This window comes from Mangrovibacterium lignilyticum (assembly GCF_010882175.1).
GTDB lineage: Bacteria > Bacteroidota > Bacteroidia > Bacteroidales > Prolixibacteraceae > Mangrovibacterium > Mangrovibacterium lignilyticum.
The window spans coordinates 912386-932427 of the sequence record NZ_WKLH01000001.1; the positions used below are offsets into that span (position 1 = coordinate 912386).

Sequence of the window (20042 nt, forward strand, 5' to 3'; positions counted from 1 at the left end):
CATTTAACATTATGCAAGACATCCACTTGGAAGTAACTAAAAAGCTGGTACAAATAAATACAATAAAAATCCAACCTACAAGTCCGTTCACCTGGGCATCAGGCTGGAAAGCTCCGATTTATTGCGACAACCGGAAATTGTTGTCCTACCCAGAAGCAAGAACATTTGTTTGCAAACAATTTTCAAAAATTGTGCGCGAGAAATACCCACAAGCTGAAGTCATTGCCGGGGTTGCAACTGGCGCGATTGCTATTGGTGCATTGGTAGCCGAAGAACTCGGACTTCCGTTCATCTATGTGCGTTCAAAACCAAAAGATCACGGTTTGGAAAACCTAATCGAAGGTGACTTGAAAGCTGGTCAAAAAGTTGTTGTTATTGAAGATTTGGTTTCAACAGGCGTAAGCAGTTTGAAAGCCGCTGAAGCGATTACATCGGCCGGTGGCGCTGACGTATTAGGCATGTTGGCTATTTTCACTTACAACTTTCCGGTGGCTAAAGAAGCTTTCGCTAAAGCCGGAATTGAATTAACAACTTTAAGTCGTTACCAAACATTGCTTGAAGTAGCTTTGGAATCAGGTGACATTGAAGAAAGCCAAATCGAATCGCTGAACAAATGGCGTGAAGATCCGGCAAACTGGGGTAAGTAATCCAGACTGACAAAATATATCGTACAGCAATCCCCGGCCCTGTCGGGGATTTTCTGTTTTTAAAGTTTCATCATCTTCAAGCTGAAATGAATGAACCACCTGGAATCATTCAAACAAAACAATCACGATTATGGCAGTTCAAAAATACGTTAGCGATATTAAAATCGTCGAACAAAACCAAGAAGTAGTTTACAACTACCTTTCTAATTTCGATAACCTTTCAACCTACGTAAACGAAGGGCTACTATCGAAAATAAATGAATCCGTCCCACAAATCAAAGTCACTGATTTTGAGTCGGACGCTGACTCATGCCGCTTCAATATTTCGGGTATGGGAAAAGCTGAAATACGAATCATCGAACGGGAGCCAGTCAGCACAATTAAAATCAACAGTTCCGGTGGCTTACCGATCGGAATTACGTTTTGGATTCAACTGTTGCCCGTCACTCCCTACCAGTCGAAAATGAAATTGACCCTACATGCCGAAATGAGCATGATGATCAAAATGATGGTCAATAAAAAATTAGAAGACGGAATTAATCAGTTGGCTGACATGCTGACCAATCTTCCTTACCGTTAACAGACAGTTCAACGTCTAATTCAAAACAAACACCAATAAAGGATCCCGAAGGAACGAAACGCAATGATTACCAAACTAAAAATCGATCAATACTATCGTCAGCATGCTGATCTACCGCTGATCGATGTACGTTCACCGGGAGAATTTCAAAAAGGCCATATCCCCGGAGCTTTCAACATCGCGCTTTTCGATGATGATGAACGAGCTCAGGTGGGAACCATGTACGTGCAGCAGTCGCGGGAGAAAGCAATTGAATTGGGGTACAAATTTGTCACCCCAAAGTTGCTCGACTTTATCACTAAGTCGGAACGAGTCTCCCCATCCAAAGAAGTTGTTGTACACTGCTGGCGCGGAGGCATGCGCAGTGCCGCTTTTGCGCAACACCTGGCCGATAACGGTTTTAAGAAAGTCTATTTAATTGAAGGAGGCTACAAAGCTTATCGAAAACTGGTGCTCAACACGTTCGAGATACCGTTTAAGCTGAATGTTCTTGGCGGCTACACCGGCAGTGGAAAAACACATATCCTGGAATCGGTCAAAGATTTAGGTCACCAGGTGATCGACCTTGAGGGAATAGCTTGTCACAAAGGTTCAGCCTTTGGAGGAATTGGTCTGCCGGACCAACCGACTGTTGAGCAGTTCGAAAACAATCTGTTCGAGGAATTCCGCCAGCTCGACTTTTCGAAACCAATTTGGATTGAAGATGAAAGCCATAACATTGGTCGGGTAAAAGTTCCGATCAACCTGTTCACGCAGATGCGCAATCAAACTTTATTCTTTCTCGACATCCCGGTTGAAAAACGTGCCGGCATGCTCGTTGAAGACTATGGGAAATGCGAAGCTGAACAACTGGCAACTTCCATTCAACGTATTCACAAACGGCTGGGTGGTCTGGCTGTCAAAAATGCCCTCCGGTATTTGGAAGAAGACAACTACTTTGAAGTTGCCAAAATAGCCTTATTCTATTACGACAAATCCTATCTAACCGGTATGAAGTCGCGCGAAAAATCGAAAGTCATCACCATTGAACTGGAAGATACCGATGCGGCAAAAAATGCCCAAACAATTTTAAATCAAATTGAAAGCTATGTCTGAAATAAGACTCACTCAATATAGCCATGGAGCTGGCTGCGGATGTAAAATATCTCCTCAGGTACTCAGCACCATTCTTCATAATACCATCAGCCCTGTTGTTGACGCACGTTTGCTCGTTGGTAACGAAAGCCGCGACGATGCCGCTGTTTATGACATGAATGACGGAACCGCCGTTATCAGCACCACCGACTTCTTCATGCCAATTGTTGACGATCCGTTTACTTTCGGCAAAATTGCAGCAACCAACGCTATTAGCGACGTGTATGCCATGGGTGGAAAGCCTTTGCTCGCCATTGCTATTTTGGGATGGCCGGTTGATAAACTCGCTCCTGAAATTGCCCAACAAGTTATGGATGGAGGACGGCAAGCTTGCAAAGAGGCCGGAATTATACTCGCCGGCGGACACAGTATCGATAGCCCCGAACCCATTTTCGGGTTGGCGGTAACCGGCCAGGTAGAACTGAAAAAACTGAAACGCAACGACACCGCGGAAAAAGATTGCTTGTTATACCTGACCAAACCGTTAGGAGTTGGTGTTTTCACAACCGCCCAAAAACAAGGAAAACTGAAAGCCGAGCACGCCAATCTCGCTCCTGATTCGATGACCCAACTTAACAACATTGGGCAAGCACTTGCCGAAATTGAAGGTATCAAAGCAATGACTGACGTTACCGGATTTGGACTGCTGGGGCACCTGACTGAGATGTGTGAAGGAAGCAACTTATCGGCGCAAATTGAATTGGACAAAATTCCGCGCTTCCCGGACGTTGATTATTACATCGATCAAAACTGTATTCCGGGCGGAACACACCGTAACTGGTCGAGCTATGGTTGCAACATTCAACTGAAAGAAGAAAAAGATAAATTGATTCTTTGTGACCCTCAAACCAGTGGTGGTCTTCTGTTGGCCGTTGATCCGGCAGCAAAGGCTGAAGTGGAAGAAATTTTGCAAAAACATCAGTTTCAAACCACACCTTTCGGCTTTCTAAAAAGTAAAGGGGACAAGTTGATTGAAGTTATTTAAACGCGACAATCCGAGCTGTCACCTCCATTTATTCATCGCTATTTTCGTGATCAATTTAGCAACAAAACTGTTGTTACAACAAATAGATTTCCAAACTTCCGGGAAATACGTTCAAAAACAGGAAAAGCATTATGAAGATATTCAAGAAAGAAGATAAAATGAGCTCACTGGTTTCAGCAAACTCCAACCTGCTACCGGTGATCAATCGTTTTGGAATCCAGTTGGGATTCAAAGAGAAGACCATCCAAGACATCTGCAAAGAAAAAGAAGTGAATCCTGATTTCTTCCTGGCGATTGTGAATACTTACACTGATGAAAATTATTTTCCGGAAGAAGAACTGCTTTCTTTCTCCCCTCTTTTATTAATTGATTATCTGAAAAATACACATAACTACTACATTGGTTACGCGCTGCCCAAAATTGAGCGTTTACTGGAAAATATCATGGCAAACTGCGGAGAAAATTATCCCAGCCTGAAGATGATTAGTTCGTTTTACCAAAAATACAAGACCGAATTGCTCTTGCACTTAAAGCACGAAGACGAAAAAGAATTCCCATACATTGTCGAACTATATAAAACCCGAAAACTAAGGCCCGGGCAAAAGTCAATTACGGAGTATGAAAATGAACACACCGATGTTGAAGAAAAACTAAGCGATCTTAAAAACCTGTTAATCAAATACGTTGAACCAGGATACAATCATAATGATATGAATGAATTCCTGCAAGCGCTGTTTCAGTTTGAAAAGGACTTGTATGATCATGCACGTATCGAAGATGCCATTTTGATTAAACAGGTGAGCATGTTGGAAAACGAATTAAAACCTAACGAAGTCCGATAATGGAAGAAAATGTCTTTATTATTCATCCTTCTGAAATTATCCGAAAAGGACTTGCCTGGATTTTACAGGAATATTTTAAGATGGAGATTACTCAGCTGAGTGCGATCAGCGATGTAAACTCGTTTGCCGCCATCAGCAATAATTTAATTATTACCATCATACAAAAAGGCGCCAGCTTGCCTGCAGAGACCGAAGAACGCCTCCGAAAAAACAATCAATTATTTGTCGTTAGCCTGAGTGCATCAACTGACAAAGAGGGTTTGGTTGAAGGATACGATTACGACTTAAACGTATTGGCTTCCAATCTTGAGATCCAAAAATTAATTCAGGTAATTCGGAAATCGGCCAGCAAATCCAAGCCAATTATGGCTGATAACGGCGATCTGACCCAGCGTGAGAAAGATGTGATTCGACAAATTGCACTGGGACTGTCCAATAAAGAAATGGCCGACAAACTGAACATCAGCATTCACACCGTCATTTCTCACCGAAAAAATATCACAGAAAAGCTGAATATCAAATCGATATCCGGGCTCACTGTTTATGCAATCATGAATAATTTACTGGATATTTCAGACATCAATCCTGAAGAATTGATTTAAACCAAATTTTGCTGCCAGTCCCAAATATCCCAACTATTCGGGATTGAATTTTCTGCGATTTAACGTCAACTTTGAACTGAATAAAAACATTCAGTTATGAAACGAGAGACTTTGAACGGCAAACTATTTATTTGCTCTAGCTGCCAGAAAATACATTTGGAATTTATAACCACGGGGCTTGATTTCAGAAACCAACAGTCGCTAAAAGAAATGCTGGTTTACTTGAACGGAGTTAAAGCAACAAGCGACGATTCATCGGATCAGAATATGCCATATCGCCGCAAAATAATGATCCCCTTTCAGGATACGAATCTAAAAATGCTTCTCACCCCATCAGAACTGGATGAATTAACACAACTGATCGCAGGATTTATTGCGCAACTAAACGGCGAGACCAGTGTCGAAAGGCAAAAAAATATCCCGATGAAGTTGTTCAACGGGATATCTTCTATTCAGTTAAATTGACAATTATTCTTTCGTTTCTGAAAAACTTCTAGCTGACGGGATAAATAAGTTTCGTTTTAACTCACGCTTTTGAGGGTTCAACTCACGACTGATTAAATTAAGTTTCGCCGATTTGGTTGAAGCTGTTGTCATGGTCGAACCGGTTATAAGGCTAATTGCCTGAGCGAGCATCGGATCAGCAGGATCGCCAAAAGGAAGGGCATCCAAAATATCATCTTCAATTTCATAGTCCGGAGTTAATCCATCGGTAAAATCAGTGTAGCCATTCACATTGGAGTATTTCATTACAACCGGCACCATGCACCATTCCTCATTATCGTCCGGGATGACGTACATCCCCGTATATTTTCCATAAGTATATTCCCCGATTTGCACAACATCCATATAGGGATCCAGTCCGGCTATTAACAACTCACTTGCCGAAGCCGTTCCCGATGTTGTCAGAAAGTAAACGGTGCTCAAATTCATGTTCGCCGAGTTATCAGTGAAACTGTAATATAGTTCGTCCGGATAATACCGCTCGTAGGAAGCCTGAACGTTGTCATTAAACTGCAAATTAATCAGCTTCTCGCGACTACTCACAACACTGCTCGGCGCAATGGCTGATGCAAGTTCGGTAGCTGCATCGATCTCACCTCCTGGATTATACCGTAGGTCGACAACCAGATCTGTAACTCCGGCAGCTTTAAAGTCGGTAAAAATTTCATTCATCGAATCCAAAAACTTATCCTGATCGCCGGCAACGAATTCAACATAAACTAAATATCCGATCTTCTTTCCATCGGCCTCCAAAACAGTGTGGTAGATTGATGGATCGGTTGAAACAACCCTGGAAGTCAAATCATACGATGTACCGGACAATCCAATCGAACTTCCGGTTAACTCTCCCAACTGGACCGAGTAACTGCTCCCCGAATACAAATCGTAGTAATTGTCAACCGTCATCGCGGTATTATCGATCTCCAAAATAATATCGCCGCGCTTCAACCCTGCCTCTTCAGCCGGAGAATTCGGATACACATAATCAACCACAATAAACACACTGGTTTCATCACTAAACAAATAAAACTTCGGATCGTAGCCCATCGTCACCGGCGTTCCGTCAAAGTCGGCTGCCAGCGAGGCATAATCATCGGTAATCCACGACCACTTGTCTTCAGTTGTGTATAACAAATCATCAAAATAAGTTGCGGGATCCTCCTCCTGAGTTTCGTCGATATCCGGAAGTTTGTCATTCCAGAGATAATAAGTTTCCATGTTCTCTTTAATCCACTGATTGGTGGCCAAAGTTTCAGCACTGATTTCATCACCTGTGTCATCAACAATTATTTCTTCATCTTTTTTACAGCTAAAAGCCATAAAAAGGACCAGGACAAACAGCATCGATCTGACTAAAATGTGTTTCATAGTTCTAAGTATTCTGTTTTCATAAAAGAAAGGAGGATACACGAAATCCCAAAGCGCTAGATTTGCTACTTGAATTTGCGGGAATATTCTTTTGTGTTCATGTCCTTTATTGTTTAACTTCCAGTAAAATTAGTTATTTAAACTCCAATTGAGACCACGATTACCCTAATTAATTTGGCGAAGAATTTTACAAAATCCAATTCAATATTAGTATAAATGCGAAGCCCACCGCCGATATGATTGTCTCCATGATTGTCCACGAACGAAGAGTGTCTTTTTCATCCAATCCTAAATATTTGCCAACAAGCCAAAAGCCGCTATCATTCACGTGCGACAAGATAGTTGAACCAGCTGCAATAGCGAGAACCATCAGCGCTTTTTCTGCTTGACCCAGCTGAAAAACAGTAATAATGGGCGCCATAATACCTGCTGCCGTAATCATTGAAACAGTAGATGAACCCTGAACAACTCGTACAACAACCGCCAATATATAAGCTAAAACCAACGGCGACATCGAAGATCCGGCAAGCTTTTCTGCCAGCAGCTGCCCCGTTCCGCTATCAATCAGGATTTGCTTAAACACTCCACCCGCTCCTGTTACCAAAATAATTAAACCCGCCGGAGCTAATGCTTTGTTGGAAAGCGTCGCCAGTTGATGTTTGCTGAACCCACGCCGAACGCCTAAAACATACAAGGCCAGCAGGGTTGAAATAATTAATGCGACAAACGGGTGCCCCAGCAAAAAGAGGACATCGTACAAACGTTCCGGCAACATTTCATTATGGTACAAAACTTCAGAGAACGCCTGGATCACCATCAAAAATAACGGCAGCCCGATAATCAGGATGATTGTCCGAAACGAAGGCAAATTCCGATCTGACTGACGGATTTCATTCGCATCGAAGAAATCGGGCACTTCAACATGAATTTTGGTACTGATGTATTTTCCAAACACAGGGCCAGCCACAATAGCAACAGGAATGCCAACAAAAAAGCCAAACAGGATAACCCATCCCAACTGAACATCCAGAATCTCGGCGACCGCAACCGGCCCCGGAGTTGGCGGAATAAAAGCATGAGTTACTGCCAATCCGGCAAGCAATGGAATGGCATAAAACAAAACTGAACGTTTTGTTTGCCTTGTCAATTCGTAGATGATGGGAATCAGAATAATCAAGCCAACGTCAAAGAAAACGGGAATAGCCACAATAAAACCGGTCATCACCAGCGCCCACGAAGCACGTTTCTCACCAAAATAATGCAGTAAATGCCGGGCAATAGACTCAGCTCCTCCTGAAGCTTCCAACATTTGACCGAAAATAGCGCCCAAACCAACTACTGTTGCAACAAAACCAAGCGTATTCCCCATACCGTTTTTCATGCTATCGAGAATCAGCTTAAAATCCATGCCTGTAAATACACCGACCAAAACACTCACGATCAACAAGGATAAAAAGGCGTGGATTTTCAACTTCAAAACAAGAAACAAAAGCAACAGCACTGCCAGAGCGATACCGAAAATCAGGTAAATTTCATTCATCTTAGTTTGGTTTGGGTTGAATGCTTGGTTCTTACTTCATGATATAACTGACCTCCTTGAAATGATATTCATTGATCTTTCCGCTTTCTTCCTCAATCCGCAACTGTCCTATCTCGTTCACTCCAATTATCCGTCCTCTATAAGTTTGCTGTTCATCCCGGTAATAGTGCCATTCATTTAACCGATAAAGGCTCGAAACAAACATCTGATTGAGTGTACCTACTTCCCCATCGATTAATTGACAATAAAATCGATCGATTTTTGACAGAACTAGTTCAAGGCTTTCCTTCAAATCGTATTCGTCACCGGTAACTTGTTTCAACGAAACGGGATTCGGTGCGTCTGAAACAAAATGATCCTGATTGATATTTAAACCAATGCCAACAACCGACGAACTGAAGCGTCCGTGCATAATCGCATTCTCAATCAAGATTCCGCAGACTTTCCGATCGCCGATATAAATATCATTTGGCCATTTAATGGAAACATGGGGACAAAAAGTATCCAAAAACTCCTTTAAACCGAGACAAATCGCTTTTGATAATAAAAACTGATCTTTTATTTCAAGAAAATCAGGGTGCAAAACAATCGAAAAAGTGAGATTTTTACCCGACTCACTTTCCCATATATTCGCTTGCTGTCCGCGTCCCTTTACTTGACTGACTGCCAAAAAGACAGTACCCTCTTCTACCTCACGTTCACGCAGTTGACTGCTGGCATAGTTATTGGTACTTCCGACCTGTTCGAGAAAAACAACGGTTTGACCGATAATCTGAGACTTCATTTTTTGAGTTTTTTAACAAAAAAGTATAAACTATTTTTTTAATTTTCAGGTTATTACCCAGAGCAGTTAAAAACATCAAAATAAACGAAAAAATTTATCTTTGTATTTCTAATAAAAATTTATGGCTAAAACGCAGACAGAGAAGGACAGTGAAAGTCTAATAAATGCCGTTATCGAAGGAATCGACCGAAAAAAGGGACTGGATATCGTCAAAATTGACTTAACAAAAATAAATCACTCCGAATGTAAATATTTCATCATTTGCCACGGTAATTCTACGACCCACGTAGATGCCATTGCCCAATCAGTTGAAGACACGGTTGAAGAGATGATCGGAGAAAAAACCTGGCACAAAGACGGTTATAAAAATTCAATCTGGATATTGTTGGATTATGCTGATATCATGGTGCATGTCTTCCAGCATGAGACCCGTAACTTCTACAATTTAGAAAATCTTTGGGCAGACGCAGTAATTGAGGAAATAAACTTAGAAAACAATTAACAAATGGCTGATAATAAATCAAATAAAAACAAACAACGTCCCAACCTGGGCAATTTCAAAAACGGAGCTAAACCTCCAAAATTCAATCCATACTGGATTTACGGGGTCGTGATTGTTTTATTTCTGGCAGTTCAATATTTCAGTTTCGGTGGTGGCCCCGTTAAAACCAACTGGAACGAAGTAAAGAACACGATGCTGAAGGATCAGGACATTGCCAAACTAGTGGTTATCAACGAGAACGAAGCACAGATATACCTAAAAGACAGCAGCTATGAAAAATATGCTGACAAGCTGAACAAAGGATTCAATGCCCCTGCCAAAACAGGACCTCACTTCTATTTCGAAACCGGTCCGTCTGAGGCATTTGCTAAAAACCTGGAAGAAGCACAATCTGACATTCCGGAAGCTAGCCGGATTGATCCGATCTACGAAACTGTTCACAACTATTTCAACGAAATACTAAGCTGGATCTTTCCTTTCCTATTAATTATAGGTATTTGGTGGTGGATTTTCCGCCGCATGAGTAAAGGAACAGGTGGCGGCGGAGGTGCCGGCAATATATTCAGTGTTGGCAAATCGCAGGCAAAAGTGTTCGATAAAGACTCGCGTGTGAATACCTCGTTTAAAGATGTGGCCGGACTATCGGAGGCGAAACAGGAAGTTGAAGAAATTGTCGAGTTCCTGAAGAACCCGTCGAAATACACCAAACTTGGTGGTAAAATCCCGAAAGGCGCCCTATTAGTTGGCCCTCCTGGAACCGGTAAAACCCTGCTTGCCAAAGCTGTTGCCGGTGAAGCCAATGTACCGTTCTTCTCCATGTCGGGTTCCGACTTTGTGGAAATGTTCGTCGGTGTTGGTGCATCACGTGTTCGCGACTTGTTTAAGCAAGCCAAGGAAAAATCACCATGTATTGTGTTTATCGATGAGATTGATGCCATTGGACGTGCCCGTGGTAAAAACCCAAACATGGGATCGAATGATGAACGTGAAAATACCTTGAACCAGCTGTTGACCGAAATGGATGGTTTCGATACAAACTCGGGAGTGATTATTTTGGCTGCAACAAACCGCGCCGATATTCTGGACCGTGCCTTAATGCGTGCCGGACGTTTCGACCGTCAGATCCATGTTGAACTGCCCGACCTGAACGAGCGTCGCGACATCTTTAAAGTACACCTGCGTCCACTGAAATTGGATGAAGAAGTTCAGGCGAACTACCTGGCCAAACAAACCCCTGGATTCTCAGGTGCTGATATTGCCAATGTTTGTAACGAAGCCGCATTGATTGCTGCCCGAAACAACCACGATAAGGTAAACAAACAAGACTTTCTGGATGCAGTCGACCGGATTATCGGAGGACTGGAAAAGAAAAATAAAATTATCTCGAAAGAAGAGAAAAAACGCATTGCCTACCATGAAGCCGGACATGCCACGATTAGCTGGCTCCTGGAACATGCACACCCCTTGGTTAAGGTGACAATTGTACCTCGCGGAAAAGCTTTGGGCGCCGCCTGGTATCTGCCGGAAGAACGTTCCATTACCACCAAGGAGCAATTATTGGACGAAATGTGTTCAACCTTAGGTGGCCGTGCTGCCGAGCAATTAGCCTTTGGTAATATTTCATCAGGAGCGCAAAACGACCTGGAAAAAATAACCAAAACAGCTTACGCCATGATCAGCATCTATGGTATGAGTGACAAAGTTGGTAATTTCAGTTATTATGACTCAACCGGCCAAAGCGATTTCGGGTTCACCAAACCCTATAGCGAGAAAACCGCTGAGCTCATTGATGCGGAAGCAAAAGCAATGATCGACGAACAGTACAAACGAGCAATCAAAGTGTTGGCCGAAGCAAAAGAAGGACATCACCAGTTGGCTGAAAAGCTGCTGGAAAAAGAGGTTATCTTTGGTGAAGATCTCGAAGAAATCTTTGGAAAACGTCCATGGCAGAAAGATGAGCTCCCAGGCAACGGAAACACATCAGACACCAAAGCGTTGACCGACAAAGAAGATGATGTACAAGTAGAAAAACAATCTTAACCAATCGATAGCATGTCGTCCAGGGAAAATATTCTAAACCGACTGAAACAAGGCCGCCATAGTCGTCCCGAAGAATTCATTCCGGAACCAGACTTTGAATCTCCGATATATCATGAACCGAAGGGCAGCTTAGCCGATTGGTTTCAGGAAAATCTGGAATTAGTTGCGGGAAAAGTTTTCCGTCCGAAAAACCTGGACGAAGCCATTCAACTTATCGCCGGTTTTAAAGCCGAAGAAAAATGGGAGCATTTGTTTTGTGCAGATCCCATTCTTCAGAAAGCGCTAACCGGTCAGGTTGAGTTTGAGCAAAAAAGCGACGACTTCCTGAATTTGCAAGTTGGGATTACCCCTTGCGAATTTTTGGTTGCTCACCTCGGTTCGGTTATGATTAGCTCTGGTGGTGAGTCCGGGCGTCGCGTTCATGTGTTCCCGGAAACTCATATTGTCATTGCTCATCAACGTCAGCTTGTCAAGTTTTTAGATGATGCTATGGAAGCCATTCAGGCCAAATACCATGGCAACCTGCCAAGCTCGATTACAAATATTACCGGCCCAAGCCGGACCGCAGACATTGAGAAAACATTGGTCATGGGTATGCATGGTCCCAAGAAACTCATTGTTCTGCTCTGTGATGAACCATTTTAAATCTCCGCTATGGAAAAGGATTTTGTGTTGGTTTTTAGTACGTCCGAAAATTTCAAGGCTGAAATAGCCAAAGAAATACTGACGGACAATGACATCAACTGTGTTGTTCTAAATCAACTGAATTCCGTTATTCCTTCAATCGGTGAAATTGAAATCTTTGTGCACAAAAATGATCTGGAGCTTGCTCTGGACATCCTCAAAAAGTTGAAAAATTGAAAAACCTGCTCGTCCGGTCAATCACCGGAATTCTCTTTGTTGCTGTCATGCTCGCCTGTTTGTATTTTGGCGAATATTCTTTTGGTATTTTGTTCCTGGCGATCTTGCTGGGCATGCTCTACGAATTCTTCAATATTACCGGCTCGTTGAAATTTCAACCGCACCGGTTTATTGCTTCACTAACCGGAGGGCTCATGTTCATCCTGAGTTTTCTGATCGCTTCAGAACGGATCAATCCCTTGTGGTTTTTCAGTATTTTCCCTTTTATTCTGATCACTTTTGTAAACGAGCTGTTTGCCAATAAAAAACATTCCCTACAGAACATCGCAATCAGTCTTACGGCACTGATTTACGCTGCAGTTCCGATTAGTCTGAGCAATTACCTGGTTTTTTCCAAATTCCACGGAAACTATTCCCCCAAACTATTCCTGGCCCTCTTGGTTCTGATTTGGGTGTACGATTCAGCCGCCTATCTTTTCGGCGTTAGCTTCGGGAAACGTCGTTTATTCGAGCGTATTTCGCCCAAAAAATCATGGGAAGGAGCAATCGGCGGGACCATCACGGCAGTTGCCGTTTCCGCTCTTCTCTCCCGTTACATAACAGAAATTGACTTGGTTCACTGGCTGGTACTGGGATTCTTAATTGTAGTGGCTGCAACTTTAGGCGATTTAACCGAATCGATGATCAAACGGCAATTTGGGGTGAAAGACAGCGGAACTATTTTCCCGGGGCATGGCGGTATTCTCGACCGTTTCGACTCGCTTCTGTTTGCGATCCCTGTGTTTGTATGCTACCTTGAAGTCTTCATTTAACTTCTTTTGAATGGTTTTCGAGTAAAGCAATGCAAATTTCTTTATTTTTGCAGCGCTTATTACGGAAAAGCTTGTTGGAATGCGAAATTGAAACATTCGGTCAACGGCGCGTAAAAGCATTTTTGACTAGTGATATTAATTAAGACATTCTTTTATACATGAAATTTCATCCGGCGGGACACAAAATCATTCGTAACACGATCGTCCTTTTAATCGCGTTTAACCTGATTGCCTGGCTCTTTATCAGTCATTCATTCTTTAGTAGTTTAATCAGCCTGGCCTCCTTTGTGGTATTGGTCCTTGTATTACAATTCTTTCGCTACCCTCAGCGAAAAGTGCAAACCAACCCCAAACACGTTATTTCACCGGCTGATGGTAAAGTTTGTGTCATTGAGGAAACCGAAGAAAAGCTCTACCTGAAACGTAAATGTCTGAAGGTTTCCATTTTTATGTCGCCCTTAAACGTACACATCAACTGGGTACCCGTTCCCGGGAAAGTTACTTTTTCGATGCATAAAGAAGGTGAGTTTTATGCTGCCTTTAAAGATAAATCGGCTGATGAAAATGAGCGTTTCTGTACTGCTTTTCAATTAGCCGACGGACGCGAAATTATGGCCAACCAAGTTGCCGGAGCTATGGCCCGCCGCATTCTGAACTTCCTGAAAGCAGGACAAACAGTTACCCAGGACATGGAAATGGGCTTCATCCGTTTTGGTTCACGGGTCGATTTGTACCTGCCACTGGACACCAAACTGACTGTAAAACTGGGTGACAAAGTAACCGGATCACAAACAATTATTGGAGAATTAAGCTGATGAGAACGATCAAAGAATTCTTTTTCTGGGTTCCAAATTTCATTACATCATTGAACCTGGCAGCCGGTTGTTTGGCTGTCTTTTTAGGTATTCAAGGCTATATTGGCATAGCGGCATTACTGATCGCTGCAGCGTCAGTTTTCGACTTTATGGACGGCATGGCAGCGCGCTTGCTGAACTCCTACTCGGAGGTTGGCAAACAAATGGATTCGCTGGCCGACCTGGTTTCCTTTGGTGTAGCTCCCGGAGCGATTTTGGTGACCATGCTCCAACTGGCGATGTTCAACGAAGTAAGACCTTTATTGGAGATTGATGCAAGCTGGATGGAATGGATTTTCCTGTTATCAGCCCTTTTGGTTCCGATTGCCGGAGCATTTCGCCTGGCCAAGTTCAACCTGGATACCCGACAAACCGAAAATTTTCTCGGTCTGCCAATCCCGGCAAACGCGTTGTTTTACGCATCACTGGCAGTTGTTGTGGCCTGGGGAAGCAAACCAGCCATTGAATATGTCATCCTGAATCGGTTCAACCTGTTGACCTGCATCGCCATTATTTCGGCGTTGATGATCTCGGAAGTACCGATGTTTTCGCTGAAGTTTAAAAGCCTGAAGTGGAAAGGCAACGAGATTCGTTTGTCATTCCTTGTTTTATGCATTGTGCTTTTTGCAGCCCTCAACATCTATGGTTTACCGCTCATCATGCTGAGCTACATCGCCATTTCGCTGGTACAAAAAGTGATGGCTTAAGGGCTACCCGCAAATACGTCTTTACAAACAAATTTCAATTGATATCGAACGGCCCCGAACAGGGGTCGTTTTTGTTTTCGATGGGCTTGCTTTATCAAATCCGGCGGAGTCGCATATTATTACCGGGAATTCCTATAGCCATACGATGCATGGAGCAGTCTCCACGGGTCAATCAAAAAAAAATGAAGGTCATGCAGGTCGATCCATAACCGGTTCGTTTCATTCAGCCCGAACGATAATTATGGTTCAATTGTCAGTGGTTAAAAGTGTCAAATTTTAAGGGGACATTCGCCACGAACAAAAACCACGTGTGGTTTTGGGTAAAACTACGTGTGGTTTTGTGAAAAAGCACACGTGGTTTTCTGAAGAGCTAGTTTTTATTGAATTCTGCGTTTTTCATCGCATCCAAAATCCGTTTTCCGGGACGATAATTTACACTCACTTTCTTAATGGTGTAAAGGTCGACATCGTCCAGCCTTTCCTCCGCATTACTGCTAATGGAGGGATACAGACTACCGAGCTTTTCAAACCTGACAATCCGGCTTTGGGACAACTTGTCCTGGATTACGTTTTCCAATGCGATGATAACGCCACGGATATCCGCTTCCGAGAGAGCACTGAACCGTTCAATTTCCTTGACCAGTTCATCAACAGTTACTTCTTTTCCATACACAATTTGTGCATAAAACTTCTTTTCGCCTCCACCGAGAATACCGGGTTGGCCTTTTTCTACAACTTTATAATCTATTGACATAGCGATAATTTTTAAACATTTCCAAATGCAATAAACAAGGCTAAGTCCCCTTAAAATTCCGATCACATTTCAAGAGCATAAGTTGATCAAATACCGGCAGTCGAAAAGTCTTACATCACATTCGTAATCAGCCTGGCTCTCTGTCAAATTGAAGTTGGTCCCCGTGGAACGTACAATTTCAACCCGCTTAAAACAAGCCACAAAGTAATTCAATCGTATAGCCATAAACAATGCTACTAAACATCACATAATTTTTCAACAAACATTGACTTTAAGTTCCCAATGACAGGGATTTCGTTCGTGAAGCCATCTTGCTACTTTTGCCGCAGATCGGATCAATTCAACTTCATCCAAAGACACAAAATAACACTGACTGTTAGCAACTTAAGACAAACGGGGATGAATGTCAACAACGAAACAGCCCGCTAACGGAGTCGCTCAACCACAGAAGAACAAGTCGTCTGACTTTACGTAAACAGCCATACGCATTTCTAATAATGCCGACAGAAAACGAGGATGAAAACCCAAAGTCAAACCAGACCCTCAAGTCGGGCCAAAGCGGGCCGGCCCCCCACCGTTACTATGCGGTTTTCCTTGAACCGAATCACCCTGAATCATGCAAGGCGAGTCTGCCGAAAATCGAAAGAGTAAGCCTAACACAACTGTCTCGAACATGAAAAAAGTTATTTTGGTGCTGGCCGTTGTTTTAATCTGCGCCACTGCTGACGGACAACGCATCGGGCTTAAAGCCGGTGTTAACTTTGCCAATGCAAACTTCGAAGTCATGGACCTGAATGTTTCGCTCAGCTCGCGAACCGGTGTCCTTTTTGGCGTTGTCAGTGAATTTCAACTGTATGACTTTCTGTACCTGCAACCTGCACTGCTCTTCGCTCAAAAAGGATACGATGCTGAATTTGAGGGCATGAGCGGATTCGATCACTTCAATTACCTCGATTTACCGATTAACTTCCTTGTCAAGGCTGACTTACAAGGTCCGAAATTGCTCCTGTACACCGGCCCAACGATCAGTTACGGGCTGAATGGTAAAACAGAATTCGAGAACGATCGTGAAGATATTCAATTTGGAAGCGGTGACGACAAGTATGACCGTTTCGCTTTGGGATGGAATGTCGGCGGCGGACTTGAGTTCTTAAATCTCCAGCTAACCGGTGAATACACTTTTGGCCTTTCCGATATCACGCACCTTGGCGACGTGAGTTTAAAGCACAAAGCTTTCTCCATCTCACTAGCTTATTTCTTTGGCAATTAGCACTGCCGCCTAAAACAAAGAGAGGCTACCCTCAACCCGGATAGCCTCTCTTGTGATTTATTCTTCGTATTTCTTTTTAACGTGTTCAAACTTGTCGTTGTATTTCTTCACGACGTACTGGACCAGGAAAAGCGAAACTGCAATCAGCACCGGCCAGGTTAAAAACAGGAATATCGATTTCCAATACATGGGCAATTGTTTTTAATATGAATGTGAATCTTCGCCAATCTCGTCGGCATCAATTTTCTTGTTGTTCATGGCTTTCCAAACCCAAACGATGTAGGCTAAGACGAACGGCACGAACAGCGAAACATAGCTCATCGCAGTCAAGGTGAAATGGCTGGAGGAAGCATTTTGGATGGTCAGCGACGACTGCAGATCGAAGCTTGACGGGTAGAAGGCTGTGTTGTTGAAACCGGCAACCAGGAACAACATCCAAACGACCAGTACCGTTCCGCCGCCGGCAAACCAAATACCGCCCTGGCTGGCTTTAAACAAGCTCGAAGCAATTCCCCAAAGTACTCCAACCACACCAACAAGCAAAATCAGTGTTACCACAGGCATTGCCAACAGGTTGTGCAGGTATTTGTAGCTTTCCATGCTTACTGTTCCGGTTGCCGCATCGACTGCAAAACCATCCTGAAACAGCAAGGCTATCAGGAAATAAAGGAAGAACACCAGGAACGGAACGGCGTTGTAAAGCACTTGTTTTTTACTGCGTTCGTAGACGTTGGCATCGTCAACCGAATTGATGAAGTACAAGGCACCAAGCACACGGGCCAAAAAGAAAACAGCCAATCCCAGCGCTACATTGTGAAAGGTCAGCACTGCTTCCAAACCGCGGAATGGCGTTTCCCATTGCACATTGTTCATGTCGTTCAGACTAAACATGGCGCCATTGAAAAAGGTACCAACAGCCGTTCCGACCAAAATGGTTCCGAAAGCACCATTCAGAATCAGGAAGATTTCGTAAGTACGGGCTCCCAACAGGTTGGCCGGCTTCTTCCGGTATTCGTACGACACGGCCTGAATGACAAAGAAAAACAGGATCGCCATCCAAACCCAGTAGGCACCACCAAACGATGTGGCGTAAAACAACGGGAACGATGCGAAAAATGCACCACCAAAAGTCACCAGCGTGGTGAAGGTGAACTCCCATTTCCGCCCCAAGGTGTTCACCAGAAGCGAACGTTCAGTATCGGTTTTACCGATCGAATAGATCAATGTCTGACCGCCCTGCACGAAGGTCAGGAACACAAACAAAGCACCCAGCAGGGAAACAATCACCCACCAGTATTGCTGTAACGCTAAATGTGATAAACTTTCAAACATTAGTTGTGTCCTCCTTCTTCCTTAATTTTCGGCCCTATTTTAATTTGGCGCATCATAATTTTCAGCTCAGCAATCAATAAGATGGTGAAGATTCCGGCAAACAGCCAGAAGGTTACCTGCACTGCGCTGGTACTGATTTTAGTTACTGCAGCCAAGGTTGGCAGCAGGTCTTGTACAACCCAGGGCTGGCGTCCAACCTCTGCCACGATCCATCCACATTGTTGTGCAATGTAAGCCAGCGGGATTGTCCAAACAGCCAGCCACAGAAACTTGCGGTGTTTCTCCAGCTTCCCTCTAATGACAAATAAGAAAGAAAGGAAGAAGAACAGAATAAAATACATCCCCAGAAACACCATGATGTGGAAACTGTAGAATGACAGTGGCACACTTGGGATCAACACATTCGGATCGGTAATGTAGCCGTAGCCAAAATATTTAAAGTAGTTTTCCTGAAAGTCTTTGGTTTGAAACTCTGCCTTGATCGACTCCGCCAACTGATCATTCCCGCCCTTCTTGGCTTCTTTGAACTCTTTCAGCTTTAAAATAGCCGCCTTGCCACGTTCAATTTTTTCGTTGGCCGACATATAGCCATATTGCTCATTCCCGTTGATCAAGTCATTGATTCCGGGAACAAAAGCATTCCAGTCCATATAAGCCATGTACGACAGGATGTTTGGGATCTCCAGCTTCATATTGAAGTCCATCAGGTTCTCGTTGGTGTGGTCCGTGTCAGTGGTCGACATGACACCCAAGGCAATCAATCCGGCACCTTCACTACCATTATACAACCCTTCAAAAGCCGCGAATTTCATCGGCTGGTTTTGAGCAATGTTACGGGCCGAACTGTCGCCGGTAAAAATAACGTAGATCGAAGCCAGGAAACCAAAGACGGCAGCAACGGCAATACTTTTCCGGGCAAAAACAATCTCGCGTTTCTTCAGGATAAACCAAGCTGAAATACCAATCACAAAAATGGCAGCTAGCACAAAGCCCGACGATGTGGTGTGTAAAAACTTATCGACAGCCATCGGCGAAAACAACACATCCCAGAAACTAACCATCTCGTTGCGGGCAGTCTCCGGATTAAACTGCATCCCGACAGGATTCTGCATCCAGGCATTGGCTACTAAAATCCACAAGGCAGAGAGGTTTGCCCCAATGGCCGTTAACCAAGTGGCTGTAAGGTGGACTTTCTTACTCACTTTGTTCCATCCAAAAAACATAATGGCGACAAAGGTCGATTCCATAAAAAAAGCGAGAATACCTTCGATGGCCAGCGGAGCCCCGAAAATATCGCCGACAAACCAGGAATAATTGGACCAGTTGGTCCCGAACTCAAACTCAAGAATGATACCCGTGGCAACCCCGATAGCGAAGTTAATTCCAAACAGCGTCATCCAAAACTTAGTGATTTTCTTCCACTGCGGATCACCGGTCTTCACATAGATCGTTTCCATTATCGCGATAATGAAAGTTATCCCCAGTGTCAGTGGCACGAAAATCCAGTGGTACATGGCCGTAAGAGCAAATTGGGCTCTGGACCAGTTAACTAAAGATACGTCGATTGCTTCTAACATGCGATTTTTATTTGGTATTGGTTAAATTGTCCAGAACATGTTCACTCCGTTGTTCATCCGTTTCAAAGTTGGTTTTTAAGAAATTAGGGAAGAAAAACATTTTCAACACAAAAAACATAATAAACAGCTTGAGTATAATAACAACCCAAACTTGCTTGCCCCAACTGTTCATATTTTTAAACCCATCGGCATAAAAATGCCATATCCTCATCATTAAATTTGGCTTCATCCGTTATCCTGTTTAAACTATAAAATTATCGGTTATTCCCGAAACTCCACGATCATTACCCGTCACATTCACCGGAAGTGTTATGAAACAATAGGCTATTTTTTATTTCAATAAAGAA

General features: G+C 43.4%; 23 protein-coding genes. 15 read left to right on the forward strand and 8 right to left on the reverse strand.

Annotated features, from left to right (window positions below; all coding sequences use genetic code 11):
* Positions 1-11: 11 nt before the first annotated feature.
* The 7 genes from pyrE to GJV22_RS03700 all read left to right on the forward strand — a co-directional run bounded on the left by pyrE (position 12) and on the right by GJV22_RS03700 (position 5255).
* On the forward strand, positions 12-647 hold the full coding sequence (gene pyrE / locus GJV22_RS03670) for an orotate phosphoribosyltransferase (protein ID WP_163708844.1): 636 nt from the start codon (positions 12-14) through the stop codon (positions 645-647).
* A 130-nt stretch (positions 648-777) separates the two neighbouring features.
* Complete coding sequence (locus GJV22_RS03675; RefSeq protein ID WP_163708846.1) at positions 778-1227, forward strand: SRPBCC family protein; 450 nt, start codon at positions 778-780, stop codon at positions 1225-1227.
* 63 nt (positions 1228-1290) lie between these two features.
* Positions 1291-2322, forward strand: coding sequence for a tRNA 2-selenouridine(34) synthase MnmH (mnmH, locus tag GJV22_RS03680; protein WP_163708848.1), 1032 nt, complete (start codon positions 1291-1293; stop codon positions 2320-2322).
* Positions 2315-3346 (forward strand): selenide, water dikinase SelD, encoded by a 1032-nt coding sequence (gene selD, locus GJV22_RS03685; protein ID WP_163708850.1) that lies wholly within the window; start codon positions 2315-2317, stop codon positions 3344-3346. Before mnmH ends, selD begins: the two co-directional genes overlap by 8 nt.
* 131 nt (positions 3347-3477) lie before the next feature.
* Entirely contained in the window at positions 3478-4188 is a 711-nt protein-coding gene (locus GJV22_RS03690) for a hemerythrin domain-containing protein (protein ID WP_163708851.1), read from the forward strand.
* The gene (locus GJV22_RS03695) at positions 4188-4790 is read left to right on the forward strand and encodes a response regulator transcription factor (RefSeq protein WP_163708855.1); all 603 of its coding nucleotides are present in this window, start codon (positions 4188-4190) and stop codon (positions 4788-4790) included. The genes GJV22_RS03690 and GJV22_RS03695 overlap by 1 nt, the downstream gene beginning before the upstream one ends.
* A gap of 96 nt (positions 4791-4886) precedes the next feature.
* Complete coding sequence (locus GJV22_RS03700; RefSeq protein WP_163708858.1) at positions 4887-5255, forward strand: DUF6686 family protein; 369 nt, start codon at positions 4887-4889, stop codon at positions 5253-5255.
* Between the two features lie 3 nt (positions 5256-5258).
* Here GJV22_RS03700 and GJV22_RS03705 read toward each other — a convergent pair whose 3' ends face one another.
* The 3 genes from GJV22_RS03705 to GJV22_RS03715 all read right to left on the reverse strand — a co-directional run bounded on the left by GJV22_RS03705 (position 5259) and on the right by GJV22_RS03715 (position 8986).
* Positions 5259-6662, reverse strand: a complete 1404-nt coding sequence (locus GJV22_RS03705) for a S41 family peptidase (RefSeq protein ID WP_163708860.1) — start codon at positions 6660-6662, stop codon at positions 5259-5261.
* Positions 6663-6849: 187 nt separating this feature from the next.
* Positions 6850-8202 (reverse strand): GntP family permease, encoded by a 1353-nt coding sequence (locus tag GJV22_RS03710; RefSeq protein WP_163708864.1) that lies wholly within the window; start codon positions 8200-8202, stop codon positions 6850-6852.
* A 31-nt stretch (positions 8203-8233) separates the two neighbouring features.
* Complete coding sequence (locus tag GJV22_RS03715; RefSeq protein ID WP_163708865.1) at positions 8234-8986, reverse strand: biotin--[acetyl-CoA-carboxylase] ligase; 753 nt, start codon at positions 8984-8986, stop codon at positions 8234-8236.
* Between the two features lie 121 nt (positions 8987-9107).
* Between GJV22_RS03715 and rsfS the strand changes: the two genes are divergently transcribed.
* From rsfS to GJV22_RS03750, 7 genes are all read left to right on the forward strand, one after another.
* Positions 9108-9488: a ribosome silencing factor gene (gene rsfS, locus GJV22_RS03720; protein ID WP_163708868.1), complete on the forward strand. Its 381-nt coding sequence runs from the start codon at positions 9108-9110 to the stop codon at positions 9486-9488.
* 3 nt (positions 9489-9491) lie between these two features.
* Positions 9492-11528 (forward strand): ATP-dependent zinc metalloprotease FtsH, encoded by a 2037-nt coding sequence (ftsH, locus tag GJV22_RS03725; RefSeq protein WP_163708870.1) that lies wholly within the window; start codon positions 9492-9494, stop codon positions 11526-11528.
* 12 nt (positions 11529-11540) lie between these two features.
* A complete protein-coding gene (locus tag GJV22_RS03730; protein ID WP_163708873.1) occupies positions 11541-12173 on the forward strand; it encodes a LutC/YkgG family protein in 633 nt (210 codons plus the stop codon).
* Between the two features lie 9 nt (positions 12174-12182).
* Positions 12183-12389: a putative signal transducing protein gene (locus GJV22_RS03735; RefSeq protein WP_163708876.1), complete on the forward strand. Its 207-nt coding sequence runs from the start codon at positions 12183-12185 to the stop codon at positions 12387-12389.
* Entirely contained in the window at positions 12386-13201 is an 816-nt protein-coding gene (locus tag GJV22_RS03740; protein WP_163708878.1) for a phosphatidate cytidylyltransferase, read from the forward strand. The genes GJV22_RS03735 and GJV22_RS03740 overlap by 4 nt, the downstream gene beginning before the upstream one ends.
* A 158-nt stretch (positions 13202-13359) precedes the next feature.
* The gene (locus tag GJV22_RS03745) at positions 13360-14016 is read left to right on the forward strand and encodes a phosphatidylserine decarboxylase family protein (protein ID WP_163708881.1); all 657 of its coding nucleotides are present in this window, start codon (positions 13360-13362) and stop codon (positions 14014-14016) included.
* A complete protein-coding gene (locus GJV22_RS03750) occupies positions 14016-14762 on the forward strand; it encodes a CDP-alcohol phosphatidyltransferase family protein (protein WP_163708883.1) in 747 nt (248 codons plus the stop codon). The genes GJV22_RS03745 and GJV22_RS03750 overlap by 1 nt, the downstream gene beginning before the upstream one ends.
* Before the next feature lie 370 nt (positions 14763-15132).
* Here GJV22_RS03750 and GJV22_RS03755 read toward each other — a convergent pair whose 3' ends face one another.
* The gene (locus tag GJV22_RS03755; protein ID WP_163708886.1) at positions 15133-15516 is read right to left on the reverse strand and encodes an HU family DNA-binding protein; all 384 of its coding nucleotides are present in this window, start codon (positions 15514-15516) and stop codon (positions 15133-15135) included.
* A 673-nt stretch (positions 15517-16189) separates the two neighbouring features.
* Here GJV22_RS03755 and GJV22_RS03760 point away from each other — a divergent pair.
* Positions 16190-16786: a porin family protein gene (locus GJV22_RS03760; RefSeq protein WP_163708890.1), complete on the forward strand. Its 597-nt coding sequence runs from the start codon at positions 16190-16192 to the stop codon at positions 16784-16786.
* Positions 16787-16843: 57 nt separating this feature from the next.
* Here GJV22_RS03760 and GJV22_RS22295 read toward each other — a convergent pair whose 3' ends face one another.
* Genes GJV22_RS22295 through GJV22_RS03775 form a run of 4 tightly spaced genes read right to left on the reverse strand, consistent with a single transcriptional unit; the run spans position 16844 to position 19924 of the window.
* Positions 16844-16975, reverse strand: coding sequence for a hypothetical protein (locus tag GJV22_RS22295; protein WP_262888205.1), 132 nt, complete (start codon positions 16973-16975; stop codon positions 16844-16846).
* 12 nt (positions 16976-16987) lie between these two features.
* Positions 16988-18118 (reverse strand): cytochrome d ubiquinol oxidase subunit II, encoded by a 1131-nt coding sequence (gene cydB / locus GJV22_RS03765; RefSeq protein ID WP_163708893.1) that lies wholly within the window; start codon positions 18116-18118, stop codon positions 16988-16990.
* A complete protein-coding gene (locus GJV22_RS03770; RefSeq protein ID WP_163708896.1) occupies positions 18118-19695 on the reverse strand; it encodes a cytochrome ubiquinol oxidase subunit I in 1578 nt (525 codons plus the stop codon). Before GJV22_RS03770 ends, cydB begins: the two co-directional genes overlap by 1 nt.
* Positions 19696-19702: 7 nt before the next feature.
* On the reverse strand, positions 19703-19924 hold the full coding sequence (locus tag GJV22_RS03775) for a DUF4492 domain-containing protein (RefSeq protein ID WP_163708898.1): 222 nt from the start codon (positions 19922-19924) through the stop codon (positions 19703-19705).
* Between the last annotated feature and the right edge of the window lie 118 nt (positions 19925-20042).

Bases quoted from the DNA above. Each gene is read 5' to 3' on its own strand.
- pyrE (WP_163708844.1), top strand. From the start codon at position 12: ATGCAAGACATCCACTTGGAAGTAACTAAAAAGCTGGTACAAATAAAT.
- GJV22_RS03675 (WP_163708846.1), top strand. From the start codon at position 778: ATGGCAGTTCAAAAATACGTTAGCGATATTAAAATCGTCGAACAAAAC.
- mnmH (WP_163708848.1), top strand. From the start codon at position 1,291: ATGATTACCAAACTAAAAATCGATCAATACTATCGTCAGCATGCTGAT.
- selD (WP_163708850.1), top strand. From the start codon at position 2,315: ATGTCTGAAATAAGACTCACTCAATATAGCCATGGAGCTGGCTGCGGA.
- GJV22_RS03690 (WP_163708851.1), top strand. From the start codon at position 3,478: ATGAAGATATTCAAGAAAGAAGATAAAATGAGCTCACTGGTTTCAGCA.
- GJV22_RS03695 (WP_163708855.1), top strand. From the start codon at position 4,188: ATGGAAGAAAATGTCTTTATTATTCATCCTTCTGAAATTATCCGAAAA.
- GJV22_RS03700 (WP_163708858.1), top strand. From the start codon at position 4,887: ATGAAACGAGAGACTTTGAACGGCAAACTATTTATTTGCTCTAGCTGC.
- GJV22_RS03705 (WP_163708860.1), bottom strand. From the start codon at position 6,662: ATGAAACACATTTTAGTCAGATCGATGCTGTTTGTCCTGGTCCTTTTT.
- GJV22_RS03710 (WP_163708864.1), bottom strand. From the start codon at position 8,202: ATGAATGAAATTTACCTGATTTTCGGTATCGCTCTGGCAGTGCTGTTG.
- GJV22_RS03715 (WP_163708865.1), bottom strand. From the start codon at position 8,986: ATGAAGTCTCAGATTATCGGTCAAACCGTTGTTTTTCTCGAACAGGTC.
- rsfS (WP_163708868.1), top strand. From the start codon at position 9,108: ATGGCTAAAACGCAGACAGAGAAGGACAGTGAAAGTCTAATAAATGCC.
- ftsH (WP_163708870.1), top strand. From the start codon at position 9,492: ATGGCTGATAATAAATCAAATAAAAACAAACAACGTCCCAACCTGGGC.
- GJV22_RS03730 (WP_163708873.1), top strand. From the start codon at position 11,541: ATGTCGTCCAGGGAAAATATTCTAAACCGACTGAAACAAGGCCGCCAT.
- GJV22_RS03735 (WP_163708876.1), top strand. From the start codon at position 12,183: ATGGAAAAGGATTTTGTGTTGGTTTTTAGTACGTCCGAAAATTTCAAG.
- GJV22_RS03745 (WP_163708881.1), top strand. From the start codon at position 13,360: ATGAAATTTCATCCGGCGGGACACAAAATCATTCGTAACACGATCGTC.
- GJV22_RS03750 (WP_163708883.1), top strand. From the start codon at position 14,016: ATGAGAACGATCAAAGAATTCTTTTTCTGGGTTCCAAATTTCATTACA.
- GJV22_RS03755 (WP_163708886.1), bottom strand. From the start codon at position 15,516: ATGTCAATAGATTATAAAGTTGTAGAAAAAGGCCAACCCGGTATTCTC.
- GJV22_RS03760 (WP_163708890.1), top strand. From the start codon at position 16,190: ATGAAAAAAGTTATTTTGGTGCTGGCCGTTGTTTTAATCTGCGCCACT.
- GJV22_RS22295 (WP_262888205.1), bottom strand. From the start codon at position 16,975: ATGTATTGGAAATCGATATTCCTGTTTTTAACCTGGCCGGTGCTGATT.
- cydB (WP_163708893.1), bottom strand. From the start codon at position 18,118: ATGTTTGAAAGTTTATCACATTTAGCGTTACAGCAATACTGGTGGGTG.
- GJV22_RS03770 (WP_163708896.1), bottom strand. From the start codon at position 19,695: ATGTTAGAAGCAATCGACGTATCTTTAGTTAACTGGTCCAGAGCCCAA.
- GJV22_RS03775 (WP_163708898.1), bottom strand. From the start codon at position 19,924: ATGAAGCCAAATTTAATGATGAGGATATGGCATTTTTATGCCGATGGG.